We start from the raw sequence: 18,561 nt of genomic DNA, 5'->3' as shown, positions 1-18,561 counted from the left end.
CTTCAGCGCCGCTGAGCCATTGATCCGCTGAGTCGGGCCGTCGGCGCGCCCGGCAGGGCGGCCCGTCGGCCGTCGTGATGACAGCAGCCCCATTTCGCCATCGCGACAGCGGCCCCATTGCGCCATCGCGACAGCGGCCCCACGGTGCCATCGCAGCAGCGGCCCACTGCGACATTCGCCCCCCCGTTACCTTGTGAGCACCCCTGATGGTCGGGGGTCTGGTCGCTCGGCCGGGTATGGCTTTGTTGCCCTGCCATCAATGGTCCGGGGGGTGTTGCCGCCCGGTCGAGAGACACGCGTTGACCGCTGATAGGGACACGGCCCAGCTCGTCTGAGGTCTCTTCGTAACGTGGGTGCCGGCATCGGGTGTCGAGACTGCGACCAGCGATGATGCTCCAGGGAAGGACAGCATCATGAACACACGATTCGCGGTCGTCATCGGCCTGGACGTCGGAAAGACCGCCCATCACGCCTGCGCACTGGACCCGGAGGGGAACAAGCTGTTCGACAAGCCGCTCCCGCAGGACGAGACCAAGCTCCGCGAGCTGTTTACCCAGCTGCAGAACCACGGCGAAGTTCTGATGGTGGTCGATCAGCCCAACACGATCGGAGCATTACCGATCGCGGTCGCCAGAGATTCCGGCTGTTCCGTCGCCTACCTCCCTGGGCTGGCGATGCGGAAGGCTGCGGACCTCTATCCGGGCAGGTCGAAGACCGATGCGCGGGATGCGTTCATCATTGCTGACACGGCCCGCACCATGCCCCACACGCTTCGCCAGGTCGACCGCGACAACGAGGTTCTCTCGGCGCTCAAGGTCCTCGCCGGGTTCGACGAGGACCTCGCCCACGAGACCACCCGGGCGCTGAACCGGATACGGTCGCTGCTGACGCAGATTCATCCTGCGCTCGAGCGAGTCTTCGCCGGCGGGACCCTCTCGACCGGGCTCGTGCTGGACCTGCTGGAGAAGTTCGGCGGCCCGACCGGGTTTAAGACTGCAGGCCGGGCCAAGGTTCTCCGGTTTGCCCGATCCCATTCGCGCCGCGATCCCGAAGCGCTGATCGACCAGATCTTCAAGGCGCTGGGCGAGCAGACTGTCATCGTCCCAGCAACCTCTGCAGTTGAGCTCGTGATTCCCCGAGTCGCTGGTCAAGTGAAGGAACTCAAGGAGCAGAGGGCGACGGTGGCGCGGGAGGTCGAGGCCATGCTGGAGGACTTCCCTCTCGCCTCGGTCTTGATGAGCATGCCGGGGATCGGCATTCCCCCACGCTCCGCGCGGGAGGTGCCCCCAGACCACCGCCCAGATCCTCCTGGCCATCGGCGATGGTTCCGCGTTCGAGACCCCAGGCCACCTCGCGGCCTATGCCGGAATCGCGCCGGTCACACGAAGATCCGGCATCTCGATCCGCGGAGAGTTCCCCGCCAGATCCGGCAACAAGCGCCTGAAGAACGCACTGTTCTACTCGGCCTGGGTCGCCTCGAACCACGACCCGATCTCCAAGGCCTACTACGATCGCAAACGCGCCGAAGGCAAGCGCCACAACGCCGCTGTGATCTGCCTGGCCCGCCGCCGCTGCAACGTCATCTTCGCGATGCTCCGCGACGGCACCTACTACCAGGCCCCAGAACCCGTCCCTACCCCCGAGCCGGCTGCCCTCGCGGCTTGACTCGAAACATAGGGACACCTCCCGTGCTGAGCAGACCCGCCGATGCGGCGTCGCAGCCGCGACGCGCCACCGTGGTCGCCGTCCTGCACGAGCTCAGTCTCGCCGCCCGCTGTGCTGACCACATCGTCGCCGTCCACAACGGCCAGATCGCAGCCCAGGGCGATCCCGCCGACGTCATCACCCCGGACGTCCTGCGTGAAGTCTTCGGGCTGCACGCCGACGTCATCACCGATCCGCTGCTCGGGCACCCCGTCGTGCTGCCGCGCAGCGAAAAGGAGGCCCAGCCATGACCGACATGACCTGCGCTCCTATCGAGGTCCTCGCCGTCGCCGACCCCGACCCCGGATTCCGCCGTCTGCTCCTGGCAGGAGCCGCGATCGATGAGGCCTGCCCGCTCCTGCGTCCCGGCCCCGACATCGTCGGCATCCAGCAAGCAGTCGACGGGACCGGGACCGGTGTGTGGCCCGTCGCTGACGCGTTCGTGAAACTCCTCGTGCCCGCCCCCGGACGCGAGGTGATCGAGGTCGACGTCGACAGTCCGCTGCGTGAGCAGCTCCACCGCCTCGAGGTCGAAGGAGCCGGGTGGATGCGCACCTACACTGCACGCGCCGTCGCCCGGGTTCGCACCAAGCAGGGGGCTGTTCCCGCGATGCTGGTCGATGTCGCGCTGCACGGTGACCCCGAGGATGCCGAGGACCCTCACCAGGGCCCCGGACTGCGCTGGGCGCGGGCCGCTCGACCTGGTGACCGGCTCAGCATGCTGCTGCCCGGCCCGGACGTCCCGGCGTGGTCGGCCTGGGCGCCGCAGGGTGCCAGCGGCATCCTGGCCATCGGTGACGAGACCGCGGCCCCGGCGCTCGTCTCCATCGCTCTCGAGCTCGCAGATGATCCGACCGCCCCACCGGCCGATGTGCTCATCGAGCTGCCTGCCGGCATCGGCCTCGCCGACACGGTGGATGCCGCGCTGTGCGCCGATGAGGGTCGTGTGCGACTGCGGGTGGGCAACCGCAGCGCGGGCGAGCGCGCCGGTGACTGGGCGATGCGCACCACCATCGACCTGTTGCGCCTGAACGTCGCCGCGGGGGAGGTCCTCTCCCGTCCCGCACCGGTGGCCTGCGGGCCGTTCCGCGAATGGTCGCTCGCGGAAGAAGCTCAGACCGTCGGCGGCCAGGACGTCCCCTATGTGTTCATCGCCGGGGAATCGGCCATGGTCCGTTCCCTGCGTCGGCTGGTCGTCGGGGATGCTGGCATCGATCGCAGCCGTGTCTCCTTCATGGGGTACTGGCGTGAGGGACGCCCCGAGAGCTGACACCCCCGCCCAGGCCGGCCGCATACCGCAAGTCCGGGGGGTGCGGCGGTGAGCGCTCATCCGAGCGTGTCCATCGGTGAAGGTGTCGAGGTCGGGGACGGGGCGGTGATCGGGGAGGGAGCGATGGTTCAGGCCGGTGCCCGCATCAGTGCGGGGGCGTCGACCGGTGCACGTGCCGGCGTCTCAGCCGGTGCGCGGATCGGTGCCGATGCTCGGGTGCAACGCGGCGCACATGTCGGGAGGGACGCCGAGGTCGGCGACGGCCCCCTGCTGAAGGAGGGAGCGGAGGTCGGTGCTCGGGCCGTTGTCTGTGCCAGCGCCCATGTCGGTAAGCGGGAGCACGTCCGAGGCAAGTCGTCGATCGGTACTGATGCGTTCGTCTCCGAGCACGCGATCGTGCCGCACGGTGCTCAGGTCCCCGCGAACGCGACGGTCCGCACCGACGGATCCGTCGCAGTCTGGTGACACACCTTGCAGCAGCCACGGTGCCGCCGGTAGGTCGAGCTGCCGCATTCCGCCACAGCGATTCGAACTTGCGCCGTATTCTGCAGACGTCTCTCAGGATTCCCTGAGGGGCTGTCCAGACGCTCAGAAAGGAAGCGGAATGAAGCGGGGAGTAAGACAGTGGCCGGGCATAGGGGGCTCGGTGAAGCTAGCGGTTGCATCGGTGCTGGCTGTGGCTCTGACAGCGAGCTACGCACCTACAGCGGTAGCGGAGGGTAACGGCGCAGGTGGGCAGGGTGGAGAGCAGCTCGCTGAGCTGTTCCAGCCGGAAACGCCGACAGACGAGGGTTTCGAGGCTCTGAGAGCTGAGCTTCCTGATGACTTCGACTCCGAGACGCTCGATCAGCTCATCGCACCGACTGTCGACCTACCGGTAGGTGTGGATGCGCCGAGCGGATACGCGACAGTTCTGCCGGAGTTGGGGGACGAAATCAGCCTCAGCGGCGGCTCCCTTGAGGGTTCGAGCGACGTCGTGATCACAGCAGTGGGATCCAGCACGACATCCGTCACCGACGGCGTCGCTGTCTCAGACTCGGCGGACGGTTCTGGTCTCAAAGCGATGGCGCACACTACCTCGGGCGGCGGGCAGATAGCGTTCTTGATCGAGGGCGAACGGTCCGCGCCGGAAGCGACCTTCGCCGTGTCCACCTCGTCGGACACCAGGTGGGAGAAGCAGTCCGACGGCGGGCTCAAGCTCATCGACGCACTCGGGAATCCTCTCGTCACGATCAACAAGCCCTGGGCCATCGACGCGAACGGGCAGCAGATCGCCACTCATTTCGAAACGGGCGACGGGTACTTCAAACAGGTCGTCGACACCGAAGGGGCGGCGTTCCCGATCGTGGCGGACCCGTCGGCATGGTGGTACGCCAAGAAGGCCACGTTGTGCCTGGCGAACATTGCGGCGTTCGGGTCCATTGCGGCGAAGGCGGCGAGCGTCGGCACCAAGATCGCCAAGCGGCTCAAGGCCGCGAAGTCGGGCACGAAGCTGTACGAGGCGTATCAGGCGTGGAAGAAGATGGGTGGATCGAACGCTGATCGGGCGAAGGCGCTTTGGTCGACGCTCAAGGAGTTCGCCAAGGAGGTCAAGAACGTCGGGTTCGCCAAGGCCCGCCACAAGGTCGAACAGAAGGGGTCGAAGTACAAGTACGGCATGATTGTGCTCTTCGGGGCGGCCGGAGTCGTGGCCGACGTGCTGGGCGTCAAAGACTGCATTGCCCTGGTCAAGGGCAGAGAGGTCTAGCCATGGACGAGCTTCCTCAATCTGTCTGGGTGGTCATCAAAACTCTCTACCCGATCGCGCTCCTGATCCTGTCGGTACGCGGATTCATCCTGTGGGCAGTGAGGCGAGTGCGAGTGACCGACTGGCTCGGGTACATCGTGTTCGGCCTATTCCTCGCGGCTGGACTCATCCACCTCTGGGACATGCTGGGGTCGTGGGGCGTCATCCCTGCGATTGCCGGCGTTGTGGTCGGAATCTCCTGGGCGATCCGGGACCAGCGCGTGCTCGATGGACGTGAAAGCGGGAGCGATGGCGAGATCCTGGGGTTCTTCCTCGTCTCTCGGCACAGAGTGCCTGCCGGAGTTCGGAACTGGTTCAGCTGACCTTGGGAACTGGATGGTTGACGTCCTCCCCGCCCTGAAGGACGAGGAGGACGTCAAGCCGTGGGGGCTGCGGGTGTCGCCGCGCCGTCGACGACTCGGGCGACGCCGACGAAGCCTCGGTCGCTCAGCCGGGCCGGGGTCAGCACGACCCGGTTGCGACTGATGGACGCCTCGACCATCATCCCGTCGCCCACGTAGATCGCGACGTGGGAGACGGTGCTGCCGAGGCGGCCGTAAGCCCAGAAGATCAGATCACCGGGCTGGATGTCGGCCGGGTCGACGCGGTTCCCCTTGTAGGCCGCCCACTGGGCTCGGGCCGTGCGAGGCAGCTCCACGCCAGCGCCCACCGAGTAGGCGCGCTGGGTGACGCCGGAGAAGGCGTAGCCGATCTCTCCGGCGTCCTGGCCTCGGTAGCCGGGGCCGGGTTCTGCCGGGCGGCGTGCTCGAGGCGAAGCACGGATCGCAGCAGCCGAGAGAGGAGCCTCGAATGCGCGGGAAGTACGCCTCGTCAACGCAGGTCAGCGCTGCGAGATCGCGCGAGGAGATCGAGCAGACCCTCACCCGCTGCGACCAGACCTCCAAGGGCCTACTACGATCGCAAATGCGCCGAGGGGAAGCGCCACAACGCCGCCGTGATCTGCCTGGCACGCCGCCGCTGCAACGTCATCTTCGCGATGCTCCGCGACGGCACCTACTACCAGCCACCGACCACCGTCCCTACCCCCGAGCCGGCCCCGCTCGCGGCTTGACTCGGAACATAGGGACACCCCCCCGGGAACATCGGCCCCACATGCATCATGTGCCCCGTATGCGTCATCGGCCCCGTATGCGTATGGCGCCGTCTACGCTTTCGTCCATGACGTCGCAGAACCGAGATCACCATCGCAAGGGCCCTGTCACGCTGCGCGGCAAGCAGCGGCCCACCAGCACCACCGACCAGCGTCTGCTCGAGGAGCAGAGCTCCGGCGCCTGGGTCCACTCCGATCCTTGGCGGGTGCTGCGCATTCAGGCCGAGTTCGTCGAAGGCTTCGGTGCGCTCGCCGAGCTCGGGCCCGCGATCTCGATCTTCGGCTCCGCGCGCTTGCGCGAGGGCGATCCCACGTACGAGCTCGCTGTCGAGATCGCCCGCGGCATCTCCGACATGGGCTACGCCGTCATCACCGGCGGCGGCCCCGGCATTATGGAGGCCGGCAACCGCGGCGCCCAGGAGGCCGGGGGCACCAGCGTGGGTCTGGGTATCGAACTGCCGCATGAGCAGGGCCTGAACCAGTACGTGGACCTCGGCGTGGACTTTCGCTACTTCTTCGCCCGCAAGACCATGTTCGTCAAGTACTCCAGCGGCTTCATCATCATGCCCGGCGGCATGGGCACCCTCGATGAGCTGTTCGAGGCGCTGTGCCTTATGCAGACCCACAAGATCGATCTGTTCCCCGTGGTCCTGGTGGGCCGGGACTACTGGTCAGGCCTGGTGGAGTGGCTGCGCACCGCGGTCGTGGACGGCGGAATGATCAACCCCGAGGACATGGATCTGCTGCGTGTGGTGGACAGTGCCGAGGAGGCCATCTCCGTGCTGCACGAATTCGTCGAGCGCGAGGACTCACCCATCCAGCTGCCGGGACAGAACGGCGTCGCGTGACCGCCACCAGCCCGATCGTCCTGCTGCTGCTCCTGGTAGCGCTCGTGGTCGCTGCACTCATGATCGTGGTCTCCACCGGACGCCGAGGGAGGGGTCTGGACCTGCCTGCACGGCCCCGACGCGCCCGACGGTCACCGCGCACTCCGCGAACCTGAGATAATGGGCGGGCACGAGCGCTGTCCACAGCCCCGTCCGGGGGAGTTCAGCAGGGGCAGCGACACCATCAAGGGAGGCACGCCATGGCTGCTATGAAGCCGCGCACCGGGGACGGTCCGCTCGAGGTCGTGGAGGAGGGGCGCAGCATCATCATGCGGGTGCCACTCGAGGGGGGCGGCCGACTGGTCGTCGAGATCGCCGCATCGGAAGCGGTCGAGCTCCGGGACGCTCTCGAGGGCGTCATCAAGTAAGCGGCCCCAGCACGCCACGACGGCCCTGCACCAGGAACACCTGGGGCAGGGCCGTCGCTGTCTGCGGGGGAGCCGCGCCGAGGGGCGCCGGAGCCGCGTTGCCGGGCGGAGGCCGCGGCCGCCGTGTCGACGTCGGGCCCGCGCCGCTACCGCCGCCACGCCGACACCGCCGTCACGTCGACACCGTCGCCGGGCCGATGAGCAACGTCGAGTGCACCGATCTGTGCCCGTTTCGGCACGTATCGCTGCACTCGGCGGAACGGAGCGGCGTGTCGCGGTGCTGGGTGGCGTGCCGGGAGGGGCACGTCAGGAGGAGGAGGGGCGCGTCAGGAGGTGCTGCGCCCCGCTCCTCAGGCCATCGGGCGCAGCACCGCGGCGAGGACGCCGTCTCCGCTGCCGGTCAGGACGCTGATCAGGTCCTCGCTCTCGGAGACGGCGCGCAGCAGCGCCCGCACCGCCTGGGTGGTGGCATCGCGCGCGGCCGGATCCGCGACCCGGTCGTGGTACAGCGCATGCGGGATCACCAGCACCCCGCCTGGGCGCAGCAGACGCCGAGCATGCTCGAGCAGCTCGAGGGCGTGCGGCGCATGCGCGGGGAAGGAGACGAGGTCGTAGGCGTGATCGGTGAGGCGACCGATGACGTCGCGCGGCTGCCCGGCGATGGTCCGCACCCGCGGGGAGCGGATCTTCGCCTCGACGAAGGCCTCGCGGGCCGCCCGCTGGTTCTCCACCTCGGGATCGATCGTGGTGAGCACGCCGTCGGGATGCATCCCCGAGAGCAGGTACAGCGACCCCACCCCGGAACCGGTGCCGATCTCCACCGCGGCCCGTGCATTCACCGCCGCGGCCAGCACGCGCAGCAGCGCCCCCGCCCCGGGCAGGACCGGAGTGGCACCCAGCTCGCTGCCGCGTTCACGGGCGCGCGCGAGCACCTGGTCATCGGAGAACAGACCGGCTTCCTCGACGAACTCCTCGCCATGGGCCCAGCCGGCCACCTTCCCGGGGGTCATGCGCTCTCCTCTCCTGCCCCTGCGCCTGCAGGGATCCGGCCGATCCTACGGCAGTAGCGCACGCCGCGGACCGGATCCCGCGTGCCCTGCTGCTCGATGCAATAATGTCACCTGATCACGTGACCTCGAGACGTACAGGTGGACAATGGGCGGCACCGGATTCTTCGGCCTGGGCGGCTGGGAGATCGTCGTTGTGCTCATCGTGTTCCTCGTGATCGTGGGCCCGCAGCGGCTCCCCGAGGTGACCCGCCAGGTCGTGCAGTGGGTGCGCCAGGTCCGGCGCTGGGTGGACGACTCACGCCACACCGTCGAGGACGAGATGGGCATCGCCATCGAGGACCTCAAGAAATACGACCCGCGGCAGTATGATCCCCGCCGCATCATCCGCGAGGCCTGGGGGGACACCGACCTCGAGGAGCTGCTGCCGGACAAGGAGGCGATGGGCATCGCCACCGGCGGGGCCGCGGCCGGCAGTACCAAGAAAACTGCCGGGTCATCCAGCAGCTCCGGGCGGAAGAACTCCCGGAAGGACTCCGGCCCGCAGCGCGCCCCCTTCGACGACGAGGCCACCTGAGCCGACCAGGTCACGAGCCGCCGACGCCACCTGAGCCGACCAGGCCCCCTGTATCGGCGACCCCTCAGCGACTGCTGACGCTCAGCGGCAGCTTCTTTCCGGCCAGGCCCCGCGGCGCTCGAGTCAGCGCGCGAGCCACCTGCCGCAGCGCCTGCGCAGTGGGGGAGCCCGGGGCGGAGACCACGAGCGGTACACCTCCGTCGGCGCCCTCGCGCAGCGCCGGATCCAGGCCCACGCGCCCCAGGACGGGAACGTCGGCCCCCACGGCCTTGCCGAGGGTCTGCGCCACCCGGTCCCCACCGCCGGTGCCGAACACGTCCATCACCGTGCCATCGGGCAGGGTCAGGCCCGCCATGTTCTCCACCACCCCGGCGATCTGCTGCTTCGTCGAGGAGGCGAGGGAGCCCACCCGTTCGGCGACGGCCGCGGCGGAGACCTGCGGGGTGGTCACCACCACCATCTGGGCCTGCGGCAGCAGCTGCGCCACCGAGATCGCCACATCCCCGGTGCCAGGTGGCAGGTCCAGCAGCAGCACATCCAGATCGCCCCAGAACACATCGGAGGCGAACTGTTCGATGGCCCGGTGCATCTTGGGGCCGCGCCACACCACCGCCTGCGCCTCGGGCACGAACATGCCGATGCTCATCACCGCCACGCCGTGGGCGGTGGGCGGCATCAGCAGGTCACCCACCTTGGTGGGCTGCTCGGTGATGCCGAACATCCCGGGCATCGAAAACCCGTGGATATCCGCGTCGATCACGCCCACCCGCAGCCCGTCGGCCGCCATCGCGGCGGCGAGATTCGCCGTCACCGTGGACTTGCCCACCCCGCCCTTCCCGGAGGAGACTGCGAAGATGCGGGTCAGCGAGCCGGGCTGGTTGAAGGGGATCTGCCGACGCCCCTGCCGCAGCCGCGTGGTGAGCTCCTGACGCTGCTGCTCGCTCATCGCGGAGCTGGTGACCTCCACGCGCGAAAGACCCGGCACGGTTGCGGCGGCTTCCGCGGTCTCCCGCTCGATCCGATCGCGCATCGGACAGCCCTCGATCGTGACGAGCACGTGCACGCGCGCGATCCCGTCGGCGTCCACCTCGACCGCATCCACCATGCCGAGCTCCGTGATCGGGCGGTGGATCTCGGGGTCCATCACCCCGTCCAGGGCAGCGCGGATCCGCGTGACGCGGTCATCCTGCGCCGGGCTGGACGTGCCGGGCGTACTGGTCGTACCGCTCGTCCCAGTCGTGTGGGGAGTGCTGGCATCGGCCGCCGCGGGGGCCGTCGGGGCATCGGGGTGCTGCCCGGTGCCAGGGGTGTCGGGGGTCTCCGGGGTCTCGGCGGGGGTCACCGGGGGTCGGTCTCCTTCGGGTCGATGGGAGCGGTGGGGTCTGTGTCAGAGCTCGGGGCCTGATCGCGCTGCACCTGATCGGGCGGCGCAGGGGCCGACGGGGCGGTGGTCGCGGAGGATGCATGAGGGGCCGACGGGGCAGTCGGCGCAGCGCTCGAGCGGGCGGTGAGGGCCGCCTCGACCTCTTCGCGCAGCACGGCCCGCAGCTGCTCAGCATCCAGGGCCGTAGCAGGGGCCGATGCGTCCGCGGTCTGCTTGTCCTCCTCGATCTCCTCGAGCAGGTCCCGCAGCTCGCCGCGCACGAAGTCGCGGGTGGCCACGTCGTTCAGCGCCAGGCGCAGCGAGGCGATCTCCCGGGTGATGTAGTCGGTGGTGGCGTGGTTGCGCTCATTGGACTGGCGATCCTGCTCAGCCTGCACGCGGTCGCGGTCATCCTGCCGGTTCTGCGCCAGCAGCAGCAGCGGCGCCGCGTAGGAGGCCTGCAGCGAGAGGATCAGCGTCAGCAGCGTGAAGTTCAGCGCCCGCGGATCGAACTGCGCGGACTCCGGCATCAGCGAGTTCCAGCCCAGCCACACGGCACAGAAGATCGTCATGCCCACCAAGAAGGCGGGCGTACCCATCATGCGGGCGAAAGCCTCCGCGCCGCGACCGAAAGCATCGCCGGAGAAGGGGATCCGCAGACGGCCACCGCTGCGCGGCGCCGGATCATCCAGCGGTGCGGGGTTGTGCTCGGCCATCAATCAGTCCTCCTCTCGCGACGTGGCGCGCGCGATCTCCGACAGGTCGATCTGCCCGGTCGTCGGCTGCGGCTCATCCTGCTCGCGCCAGTCCTCCGGCAGCACGTGATCCAGCACGTCATCGACCGTGACGGCACCCAGCAGCCGACCGTCCTCATCCACCACCGGCAGGGACACCAGGTTGTAGGTCGCCATCTCACGGGTCACCGTGGACAGCGGCGCGGTGGGCTCAAGCACCACCTTGTCGGCATCCAGGATCTCGCCGACGGCCCGGTCCGGGCGCTCCCGCAGCAGCTGCTGGAAGTGGACGATGCCCAGCAGCTTCCCCGTCGGCGTCTCCAAGGGGGAGCGGCACACATGCACCGTGGAGGCCAGGGCCGCATGCACCGCCTCCCGGCTGATCATCGCCAGGCAGTGCGCCACCGGAGTCTCCGGTGCCACGATCAGCGGTTCGGTGGTCATCATGCCGCCGGCGGTGTACTCGTCATAGGCCAGCAGGCGGCGCACATCCTCCGCCTCCTCCGGCTCCATGAGGTTCAGCAGCTGGGCGGCCACCGGCTCGGGCAGCTCCTGCACGAGGTCCGCCGCGTCATCGGGATCCATCTCATCCAGCACGTCGGCCGCGCGGGAGGCCTCCAGCCCCGTCACGACCTCCACGCGGATGTCCTCCGGCAGCTCCTCGAGGATGTCCGCCAGGCGTTCATCAGCCAGCTCGCCTGCCAGCTCGATGCGTCGCTTGGGCTCCAGCTCCTGGATGATCTCCGCGAGATCGGCCGGGTTCAGGTCCTGATAGGAGGCGGCCAGCAGGTGCGCGGACTGCTCAGCCTGTGAGCCGTACAGTCCGGAGACCTCCTCGAGGGAGGCGGTGAGCGTCTCGCCGCGGGAGACCAGGCGGGTCAGCGAACCGCCCTTGGGTCGGCGGCGCAGGTACAGCCGCGAGACCTCCCAGTCTCGATGCCGGTTCTGGTCCAGGGCGATGTCCAGCACGGTCGCCTCCCCGGAGCCGTCCCCGAGGGTCACCCGGCGGTCCAGCAGATCCCCGATCACCAGCAGCTCGCCCGTGCGCTTCTCGAAGCGCCGCACATTCAGCACCCCGGTGGAGATCACCTGGCCCGGGGAGATGGAGGTCACGCGCGTGATGGGCAGGAACACACGGCGCTTGCCCGCCACTTCCACCACGAAACCGACAGCGCGCGCGCTCGTGCGGCTCGCGGGCACCACGACGACGTCCCGCACCGTGGCAACCACGTCACCGATGGGGTCGAAGACCGTGGTGCCGGCCAGGCGCGCGGCGTAGAAGCGCTGCTGCGCGGAGGTGCTCATCGGCGCAGTGAGGCCATCCACGCCTCCACGTCATCGGCGGTGCGGGGCGCAGCGGCGGAGAGGTTCTCCACGCCGTCCTCGGTCACCAGCACGTCATCCTCGATCCGCACGCCGATGCCGCGCAGCTCCTCGGGCACCAGCAGGTCGTTCTCCTTGAAGTACAGGCCAGGCTCGATCGTGAAGATCATGCCGGGGACCAGCTCGGCATCCAGGTACATCTCGCGGCGAGCCTGCGCGCAGTCATGCACATCCATACCCAGGTGATGACTTGTGCCATGCGGCATCCAGCGCCGATGCCATTGCCCCTCCGGGGCGAGGGACTCCGCCGCGGTGCCGGGCAGCAGGCCCCACTCCTCGAGGATCGGGGCGAGCACGTCCATGGCCGCGGCGTGCAAGTCACGGAACTTCACGCCCGGCTTCGCGACCGCGAAGGAGGCATCCGCAGCCTTCAGCACCGCCTCGTAGACCTTCCGCTGCGTGGGGGAGAAGGTGCCCGAGACCGGCAGGGTGCGGGTCACATCCGCGGTGTACAGCGAGTCCACCTCGACACCCGCGTCGATGAGCACGAGCTCATCGGCGCGCACGGCGCCGTTGTTGCGGATCCAGTGCAGGGTGCAGGCATGGTCACCGGCCGCGGCGATCGTGTCGTAGCCGACGCCGTTGCCCTCGGCGCGGGCGTTCGCGGCGAACACCCCCTCGATGACGCGCTCACCGCGCTCATGGCCGACGGCGCGGTCCAGGTGTCGGATGACGTCCTCGAAGCCCGCGATGGTGGCGTCCACGGCGCGGCGCATCTGGCGGACCTCGTACTCATCCTTGACCAGGCGCGCCTCGCTTGCGGCCTCCTTCAGCGCGGCGTTCTCCGCGGCGGCCTCATCGCCGGTGGGCAGGCCGTTCTGCTCGCGGATCTGGGTAACCATCTCCTCCACGCCGGCATCCACGCTCGGCATCACGGCGAGGGACAGCTGGGCGCCGACGTCCTTGGCCAGGTGGTCGCGCAGCTGATCGATGTGCCGCACCTCGATGCCCAGGCGCTGTTCGGCCTCGGTGAGGGTGGGGCGGCGGCCCACCCACATTTCGCCGTAGCGGGAATCGGCGTAGAACTCGGAGGTGTCGAAACCGGCGCGGGGGCGGAAGAAGTACGTGGCCTGCGCGCGCGCCGGATCCTCCACGGAGGGTTCGACGACCAGGACGCTGTCGGGCTCCTCATCGGTCCCCAGCCCCGCGTAGTACGCGAAGGCGGTGTCCGGGCGGAAGGGGTAATCGGTGTCGTTCGAACGGACCTTCAGCACGCCGGCGGGCAGCACCATGCGGGTGGCGGGAATCCGGCGCACCAGGGCGTCACGACGGGCGGGCGTGAAGTCCGCGGCCTCCAGACGGTCGGCGTCGGGGACGGTCTCATCCCAGCCGGAGGCGATGAACTCGCGGAACGCCTCGCTGTTGGGGCGCTGGGAGCGGGTGTCGCCGCGGGAGGAGAGGTCCTTCGCGAGCTCGTCGGTGGTCTTCTCCGCGGTCGCGTCGGTGGTGGTCATGCTGTTCTGCTTCTCGGTGCTCACCCCCCGATGGTCTCACGCCCCGGTCTAGGCTGGAGGTATGAGTGATGAGCCGGACGTCGGGCCCCGCCCGCGGATCGATCTGCACTCCCACTCCTCGTGGTCCGACGGCACCACGTCGGTGCGGGAGCTGTTCGCCGATGCCGCCGCAGCGGGCTTGGACGTGCTGGCGCTGACCGATCACGACACGGTAGCGGGCTGGGAGGAGCTGCCGGAGGCGGTCGCCGCGAGCGGCGTCGCGGTGGTGCCGGGCATCGAGGTCTCCGCCGAGTATGACGGGCGCAGCGTGCACATCCTCGCCCTGCTGCCGGATCCTGCAGCGGACACGGGGCTCGCCGTGGAGATGGCCCGGGCCCGCGCCTCCCGTGATGAGCGGGCTCGCGCCATGGTGGACCGCATCGGCGCGGATCATCCGCTGCGCTGGGATGATGTCACCTCCCAGGTGGCCGACGACTCGACCGTCATCGGGCGCCCCCATATCGCCGATGCGCTCGTGGCCCAGGGTGTGGTGACGGACCGCTCCGAGGCCTTCGCGCAGATCCTCTCCCCGCGCGGCCCCTACTACGTGCCGTACTACGCGCCTGATCCGGTGCGGGTGATCGAGCTCATCCGTGAGGCCGGAGGCGTCTCGATCGCAGCCCACCCCGGCTCGGTGACCCGCGGGGATGCGCTGCCGCTCGAGCTGCTCGAGGCGATGGTGGCAGCCGGGCTCGATGGGGTGGAGGTGCACCACCGTGAGCACGGGTCCGATGAGCGTGAGCGCCTGAGTGAGTTCGCCCGCCGTCACGACCTGCTGATCACCGGCGGCAGCGACCACCACGGGGCCGGCAAGCCCAATGAGCTGGGGGAGAACCTCACCGCGCCGCAGGTGCTCGAGCAGATCGAGGCGCGCGGGACGAGCGGCACGAGGCTGATCCGCCCCTGACGCAGGGCGCTGACGAGCTCAGGCCTCGGGGGCCCCGCCGTCTGCGCTGCTGCCGCCCTGCTGCTGGTCGCCCTGGTTGCCGCCGCGTCGGCCGCGGCCGCGACCGCCGCGGGAACGGCGCCGACGGGGACGCCCCTCGCCGGAGCGCTCGCCCGAGCCGGAGCCCTGCTGCGCGCCGGAGCGCTCGCCGCCGGACGAGCCACCGCTCTCGGCGCCGCCCTTCGAGCCGTCCTCACCGCCGGTGCGCTCCCGGCTCACGACCTCGCCGTTCACGCGGCGGGTGCGCGAGCGGGACCGCTTGCGGCGCGGCCGCTCAGAGCGGCCCTCACCGGAATCCTCGCCCTCACCCTGCGCGCCGCCACGACCGCCACGGCCACCGGAGCGACCACCGCGGCCGCCACCCCGACCGCCCCGGCCTCCGCGACCGCCCTCCCGACCGCCGCGCTGCTCGCGCCGACGGGAGTCCGGGCCGCCCAGGTCCTCGATCTCCTCCGCGTCCAGACCGGCGCGGGTGCGCTGATCTTTGGGCAGGGTGCCCTTGGCCTCGGTGGGGATGTCCAGGTCCGTGAACAGATGCTCGGACGTCGAGTACGTCTCGACCGCTTCGGTGGACTCCAGCCCCAGCTGGCGGGCGATCAGCGCCCAGCGCGCCAGGTCCTCCCAGTCCACGAACGTGATCGCGGTGCCCTTCTTGCCCGCGCGCCCGGTGCGGCCCGTGCGGTGCAGGTACGTCTTGTCATCGTCCGGGCAGTTCCAGTTCACCACGTGGGTGACGTCCTCGACGTCGATGCCGCGCGCGGCCACATCGGTCGCCACCAGCACGTCGATCTTGCCGTTGCGGAAGGCGCGCAGCGCCTGCTCACGCGCCCCCTGGCCCAGGTCACCGTGCAGAGGCGCGGCGGCGAAGCCGCGATCGGCCAGGTCACCGGCCACGCGGTCCGCCTGGCGCTTGGTGCGCATGAAGACGATGGTCAGCCCGCGGCCGCGCGCCTGCAGCACCCGCGCCATCACCTCGATCTTGTCGAGCTGATGAGCGCGGTAGACCACCTGCTTGATGTCCGCCTTGGTGCGGGCGGTGTCCGAGGGGTCGTGGGCGCGGATATGCGTGGGCTGCAGCATGAATCGCCGCGCCAGCGCCATGATCGGCCCCGGCATGGTGGCGGAGAACAGCATCGTCTGCCGATTCGTCGGCACCGCCTGCATGAGCTTCTCGATGTCCTCGAGGAAGCCCAGGTCCAGCATCTCATCGGCCTCGTCGAGCACCACGGTGGAGACCTGTGAGAGGTCCAGGTGCTTCTGGCGCATCAGGTCGATGAGACGGCCCGGCGTGCCCACCACGACATCGATGCCCTTGGCCAGAGCCTCGATCTGCGGTTCATAGGCGCGCCCGCCGTAGACGGTCAGCACGCGCACGGTGCGCTTGGCGGAGGCGGCCTGCAGATCCTGCGCCACCTGCACGGCGAGTTCGCGCGTGGGCAGCACCACGAGGGCCTGGGGCTTATCGATCGTGCGGCCCTGTGGGTTCGGCTCGCCCGGTGCGACGGTGTTCTGCAGCAGCGGGATGCCGAAGCCCAGCGTCTTGCCGGTGCCGGTCTTCGCCTGGCCGATGATGTCGCGGCCCTTCAGCGCGACCGGCAGGGTCAGCGACTGGATCGGAAAGGGGTGGACGATGCCCTGCTCGGCGAGCGCCTCGACGATGTCGGAGCGGACATCGAAGTCCGCGAAGGTCTGCTGGGGCTGGGGAGCGGGGGCGCCGGAGCTGGGCTCGACGGCGGAGGAGGCCGACACGGCCTCGTCGGTGCGGGGATTGATCTGTGTCACCGTGGATCTCTCTGGGTCTCGAATGGTCCCGGCCATCGTATAGCCCGGCCCCACCCCTTCCGCCCGGAGGCGACACGGGTCACCCCGCGGGCTGCTCGGCGTCCTCCCCGCCGCCCTGCGCGTCGGCGCCGTCCTGGCCATCGGCGCCGCCCTGCCCATCGGTGGCGTCCTGCGGATCCCGGCTCTCGGCGCCGCCGCCGTCGCTCGGCAGCGGGCTGATCGGGTCGGTCGGCGTCACGCGATCCTCATCGGGCAGGCCCTCGCCGGGCTCGACCTCCTGCTCCGGCGGGATCGTGCCCTCCGGGGTCTCGGCGCCCTCAGGGATCGTCAGCTCCAGCTCCTCGCGGCTCTCCTGCGCGCGCTGGATCGACACCGACACCAGGCCCAGGCCCCCCATGACGATGTCGTCATAGGCCACAAGCCGCTTGGTCTCGGCATCGAAGTAGAGCATCCGGGCCGTGAGGTCCAGCGGATCCTCGCCGCGCAGCACCGGCTGCACACCCCCGGAGGCGAGCGCCCCACCGGTGGATCCGACGGTCATCCACTCGGTGCCCGAGCCCTCACGGTCCCGCTCCACGGAGGAGGTGTGCATATGCCCGGACAGCACCAGCGGGACCCGCCCCAGCATGCCCTCCGGCTTCGTCGGGTCGTGGATCAGCGCGATGTCCACGGGATTATCGGGGTTCTCGGCGTTATAGGCCTCAATGGTCTCGCCCAGCTGGAACACGCTCGCGATGACCGCCTGATCGCCCTCGCGCCAGCCGCCCGCATCGGAGTCGTCATCGGCCGCAAAACGGGGGTCGCCGATCCCGGCGATCGTCAGCCCCGCGACCTCTTCGATCTCGTTGTCCAGCACTGTCGCGTTGGGCTGGGACTCGATGACCTCCGCCGCAGCCTGCCCGTCATGGTTGCCGCTGATGTACACGTACGGCACATCCAGTGAGCCGATGCGGTGCAGCAGCTCGTTCTCGAGCGGCGTGCCCCAGGAGACGATGTCCCCGGTGTCGATCACCAGGTCGATGTCGAACTGGCCGTTGAGCTGGTCGATGACGTCGTAGGCCTGCGGATTGTCGTGGATGTCCGAGACATGCAACACGGTGATCACGTTCTCGCGATCCAGCCCCGCCGGCAGGGAGTCCGCGGCGATGTACAGCGCCGAGACCTGTCCGACGAACTCCGCGAGGGTGTCGCGGTAGTTCTGGTAGTCGATCGCCTTGCCCTGCCCCAGGTCCGCGATATACGCGGCCTGGGAGAGCAGCCCCTCAAAGCGCGGCTGCGCGAGGGAGTGCGGAGAGAAGGTCACGGCCGTCGCGCCGACGGACACCCCGACCACCGCGACAGTGGAGCCGGCGGCGATCAGCGCCCGTCGTACCCGCCGGAACGTCAGGCCCACCGCCAGACCTGCCCCGGCCGCGGCGAACAGGGCGTTCAGCACCGCGTTCTGTGCGGCCGCTGCGGTGATCGCCTCCGGGGCGGTGCGCTGCAGCTCCCGCAGTCCTTCCATCGAGGTGAACAGGTCCTGCGCCTTCTCGATGTCGACGCTCTGCACCGTCGCCTCGATGCGCACCGGTGCGGTGTGGGAGTCGAAGGCCACCTCGCCCACGGGAGGCAGCAGGAGGACCGTGGCGGAGTCGAGGGAGGGCCGCAGATGCACGGTCGCGTGCAGCGGCCCGACGTCCACGGGCGTCGAGGGCACCAGCAGCAGGCCCACCATCGCCCCGAGCACCCCGACCAGGACCGTGGTCAGGACGCTGAGAGCACGCCGTCCCCGCCGCGGGGAAGACGGCTCCTGGGCGGGCGCGGACTGCTGGGCGGGCGCCGAGCCGTCCGGTGTTGTGGACGGGGGACCCGGGGTGTTCGCCGCTTCCTCCTCCGGCACGGTCATCGGTCAGCCGAGGAAGCCGACGCGGCGGGGCTCTTCCGTGGACACCTCCGCGTAGGCGACCTTCGCCCCGGGGATCAGGACGGTGCGGCCCTTGTCGTCCGTGAGGGTGACGGGGGCGCCGTCGGACACCGCGGCGCTCAGACGCTCGAGCACAGCGTCGGCCTCCTCGGTGGACTCGACGACGATCTCGCGGGGCGAGTGCTGGATGCCGATGCGGATCTCCATGGGGCTGTCCTCTCCTCCGCCCGCGGGCGGGTCGCTGTGG

At 69.6% G+C, this 18,561-nt stretch carries 19 protein-coding genes and 2 pseudogenes; 12 read left to right on the top strand and 9 right to left on the bottom strand.

Features of this window, described 5'->3' with window-relative positions; all coding sequences use genetic code 11:
• Positions 1-413 precede the first annotated feature (413 nt).
• The 6 genes and pseudogenes from CJ197_RS09480 (at position 414) to CJ197_RS09455 (ending at position 5,083) form a co-directional block, all read left to right on the top strand.
• A pseudogene (locus tag CJ197_RS09480) lies at positions 414-1,665 on the top strand (IS110 family transposase).
• Positions 1,666-1,688: 23 nt separating this feature from the next.
• Positions 1,689-1,955: an ABC transporter ATP-binding protein gene (locus CJ197_RS09475; RefSeq protein ID WP_102236502.1), complete on the top strand. Its 267-nt coding sequence runs from the start codon at positions 1,689-1,691 to the stop codon at positions 1,953-1,955.
• Positions 1,952-2,974: a siderophore-interacting protein gene (locus CJ197_RS09470; RefSeq protein WP_102236501.1), complete on the top strand. Its 1,023-nt coding sequence runs from the start codon at positions 1,952-1,954 to the stop codon at positions 2,972-2,974. Before CJ197_RS09475 ends, CJ197_RS09470 begins: the two co-directional genes overlap by 4 nt.
• Positions 2,975-3,022: 48 nt before the next feature.
• A complete protein-coding gene (locus CJ197_RS09465) occupies positions 3,023-3,439 on the top strand; it encodes a hypothetical protein (RefSeq protein WP_102236500.1) in 417 nt (138 codons plus the stop codon).
• 181 nt (positions 3,440-3,620) lie between these two features.
• Entirely contained in the window at positions 3,621-4,721 is a 1,101-nt protein-coding gene (locus CJ197_RS09460; RefSeq protein ID WP_146007745.1) for a hypothetical protein, read from the top strand.
• Between the two features lie 2 nt (positions 4,722-4,723).
• A complete protein-coding gene (locus tag CJ197_RS09455) occupies positions 4,724-5,083 on the top strand; it encodes a hypothetical protein (protein WP_102236498.1) in 360 nt (119 codons plus the stop codon).
• A 53-nt stretch (positions 5,084-5,136) separates the two neighbouring features.
• On the opposite strand, the gene CJ197_RS15565 is transcribed toward CJ197_RS09455, so the two are convergent.
• Complete coding sequence (locus CJ197_RS15565; RefSeq protein WP_102236497.1) at positions 5,137-5,595, bottom strand: C40 family peptidase; 459 nt, start codon at positions 5,593-5,595, stop codon at positions 5,137-5,139.
• 63 nt (positions 5,596-5,658) lie between these two features.
• On the opposite strand from CJ197_RS15565, the pseudogene CJ197_RS09445 reads away from it, so the two are divergent.
• The 4 genes and pseudogenes from CJ197_RS09445 to CJ197_RS09435 all read left to right on the top strand — a co-directional run.
• Positions 5,659-5,832: pseudogene (locus CJ197_RS09445) on the top strand (IS110 family transposase); the annotation flags it as partial.
• Positions 5,833-5,939: 107 nt separating this feature from the next.
• Entirely contained in the window at positions 5,940-6,719 is a 780-nt protein-coding gene (locus CJ197_RS09440; RefSeq protein WP_102236496.1) for a TIGR00730 family Rossman fold protein, read from the top strand.
• Entirely contained in the window at positions 6,716-6,874 is a 159-nt protein-coding gene (locus CJ197_RS15365; RefSeq protein WP_199173903.1) for a hypothetical protein, read from the top strand. Before CJ197_RS09440 ends, CJ197_RS15365 begins: the two co-directional genes overlap by 4 nt.
• An 84-nt stretch (positions 6,875-6,958) precedes the next feature.
• Positions 6,959-7,126 carry a DUF3117 domain-containing protein gene (locus CJ197_RS09435; RefSeq protein WP_010551467.1) on the top strand — a complete coding sequence of 56 codons (168 nt, stop codon included), beginning with the start codon at positions 6,959-6,961 and terminating at the stop codon, positions 7,124-7,126.
• A gap of 350 nt (positions 7,127-7,476) precedes the next feature.
• On the opposite strand, the gene CJ197_RS09430 is transcribed toward CJ197_RS09435, so the two are convergent.
• Positions 7,477-8,136, bottom strand: coding sequence for an O-methyltransferase (locus tag CJ197_RS09430; protein WP_102236495.1), 660 nt, complete (start codon positions 8,134-8,136; stop codon positions 7,477-7,479).
• Between the two features lie 145 nt (positions 8,137-8,281).
• Here CJ197_RS09430 and tatB point away from each other — a divergent pair, with 145 nt between their 5' ends.
• Positions 8,282-8,710, top strand: a complete 429-nt coding sequence (gene tatB / locus CJ197_RS09425; RefSeq protein WP_102236494.1) for a Sec-independent protein translocase protein TatB — start codon at positions 8,282-8,284, stop codon at positions 8,708-8,710.
• Between the two features lie 64 nt (positions 8,711-8,774).
• Here the strand turns inward: tatB and CJ197_RS09420 are convergent, their stop codons facing one another.
• From CJ197_RS09420 to CJ197_RS09405, 4 genes are all read right to left on the bottom strand, one after another.
• The gene (locus CJ197_RS09420; protein WP_199173905.1) at positions 8,775-9,878 is read right to left on the bottom strand and encodes a P-loop NTPase; all 1,104 of its coding nucleotides are present in this window, start codon (positions 9,876-9,878) and stop codon (positions 8,775-8,777) included.
• Positions 9,879-10,048: 170 nt separating this feature from the next.
• Positions 10,049-10,789 (bottom strand): DUF1003 domain-containing protein, encoded by a 741-nt coding sequence (locus CJ197_RS09415; protein ID WP_102236492.1) that lies wholly within the window; start codon positions 10,787-10,789, stop codon positions 10,049-10,051.
• A 3-nt stretch (positions 10,790-10,792) separates the two neighbouring features.
• Positions 10,793-12,112: a magnesium transporter MgtE N-terminal domain-containing protein gene (locus tag CJ197_RS09410; RefSeq protein ID WP_102236571.1), complete on the bottom strand. Its 1,320-nt coding sequence runs from the start codon at positions 12,110-12,112 to the stop codon at positions 10,793-10,795.
• A complete protein-coding gene (locus tag CJ197_RS09405) occupies positions 12,109-13,644 on the bottom strand; it encodes an aminopeptidase P family protein (RefSeq protein ID WP_102236570.1) in 1,536 nt (511 codons plus the stop codon). The genes CJ197_RS09410 and CJ197_RS09405 overlap by 4 nt, the downstream gene beginning before the upstream one ends.
• A 61-nt stretch (positions 13,645-13,705) precedes the next feature.
• Here CJ197_RS09405 and CJ197_RS09400 point away from each other — a divergent pair, with 61 nt between their 5' ends.
• Positions 13,706-14,590 (top strand): PHP domain-containing protein, encoded by an 885-nt coding sequence (locus CJ197_RS09400; RefSeq protein ID WP_102236491.1) that lies wholly within the window; start codon positions 13,706-13,708, stop codon positions 14,588-14,590.
• Positions 14,591-14,608: 18 nt separating this feature from the next.
• Here the strand turns inward: CJ197_RS09400 and CJ197_RS09395 are convergent, their stop codons facing one another.
• Genes CJ197_RS09395 through CJ197_RS09385 form a run of 3 tightly spaced genes read right to left on the bottom strand, consistent with a single transcriptional unit; the run spans position 14,609 to position 18,521 of the window.
• Positions 14,609-16,447: a DEAD/DEAH box helicase gene (locus tag CJ197_RS09395; RefSeq protein ID WP_102236490.1), complete on the bottom strand. Its 1,839-nt coding sequence runs from the start codon at positions 16,445-16,447 to the stop codon at positions 14,609-14,611.
• A gap of 43 nt (positions 16,448-16,490) precedes the next feature.
• On the bottom strand, positions 16,491-18,296 hold the full coding sequence (locus tag CJ197_RS09390) for a metallophosphoesterase (protein ID WP_102236489.1): 1,806 nt from the start codon (positions 18,294-18,296) through the stop codon (positions 16,491-16,493).
• A gap of 3 nt (positions 18,297-18,299) precedes the next feature.
• Positions 18,300-18,521: a DUF3107 domain-containing protein gene (locus tag CJ197_RS09385; RefSeq protein ID WP_102236488.1), complete on the bottom strand. Its 222-nt coding sequence runs from the start codon at positions 18,519-18,521 to the stop codon at positions 18,300-18,302.
• Positions 18,522-18,561 lie beyond the last annotated feature (40 nt).

The sequence above is a fragment of the Brachybacterium sp. UMB0905 genome, assembly GCF_002871795.1.
Classification (GTDB): Bacteria; Actinomycetota; Actinomycetes; order Actinomycetales; family Dermabacteraceae; genus Brachybacterium.
Note: the sequence above shows the minus strand (reverse complement) of the source record. Positions and strands in the feature narration are given on the sequence as shown.

Bases quoted from the DNA above. Each gene is read 5' to 3' on its own strand.
- CJ197_RS09470 (WP_102236501.1), top strand. From the start codon at position 1,952: ATGACCGACATGACCTGCGCTCCTATCGAGGTCCTCGCCGTCGCCGAC.
- CJ197_RS09455 (WP_102236498.1), top strand. From the start codon at position 4,724: ATGGACGAGCTTCCTCAATCTGTCTGGGTGGTCATCAAAACTCTCTAC.
- CJ197_RS09440 (WP_102236496.1), top strand. From the start codon at position 5,940: ATGACGTCGCAGAACCGAGATCACCATCGCAAGGGCCCTGTCACGCTG.
- CJ197_RS09435 (WP_010551467.1), top strand. From the start codon at position 6,959: ATGGCTGCTATGAAGCCGCGCACCGGGGACGGTCCGCTCGAGGTCGTG.
- CJ197_RS09430 (WP_102236495.1), bottom strand. From the start codon at position 8,136: ATGACCCCCGGGAAGGTGGCCGGCTGGGCCCATGGCGAGGAGTTCGTC.
- tatB (WP_102236494.1), top strand. From the start codon at position 8,282: ATGGGCGGCACCGGATTCTTCGGCCTGGGCGGCTGGGAGATCGTCGTT.
- CJ197_RS09415 (WP_102236492.1), bottom strand. From the start codon at position 10,789: ATGGCCGAGCACAACCCCGCACCGCTGGATGATCCGGCGCCGCGCAGC.
- CJ197_RS09410 (WP_102236571.1), bottom strand. From the start codon at position 12,112: ATGAGCACCTCCGCGCAGCAGCGCTTCTACGCCGCGCGCCTGGCCGGC.
- CJ197_RS09405 (WP_102236570.1), bottom strand. From the start codon at position 13,644: ATGACCACCACCGACGCGACCGCGGAGAAGACCACCGACGAGCTCGCG.
- CJ197_RS09400 (WP_102236491.1), top strand. From the start codon at position 13,706: ATGAGTGATGAGCCGGACGTCGGGCCCCGCCCGCGGATCGATCTGCAC.
- CJ197_RS09395 (WP_102236490.1), bottom strand. From the start codon at position 16,447: ATGGCCGGGACCATTCGAGACCCAGAGAGATCCACGGTGACACAGATC.
- CJ197_RS09390 (WP_102236489.1), bottom strand. From the start codon at position 18,296: ATGACCGTGCCGGAGGAGGAAGCGGCGAACACCCCGGGTCCCCCGTCC.
- CJ197_RS09385 (WP_102236488.1), bottom strand. From the start codon at position 18,521: ATGGAGATCCGCATCGGCATCCAGCACTCGCCCCGCGAGATCGTCGTC.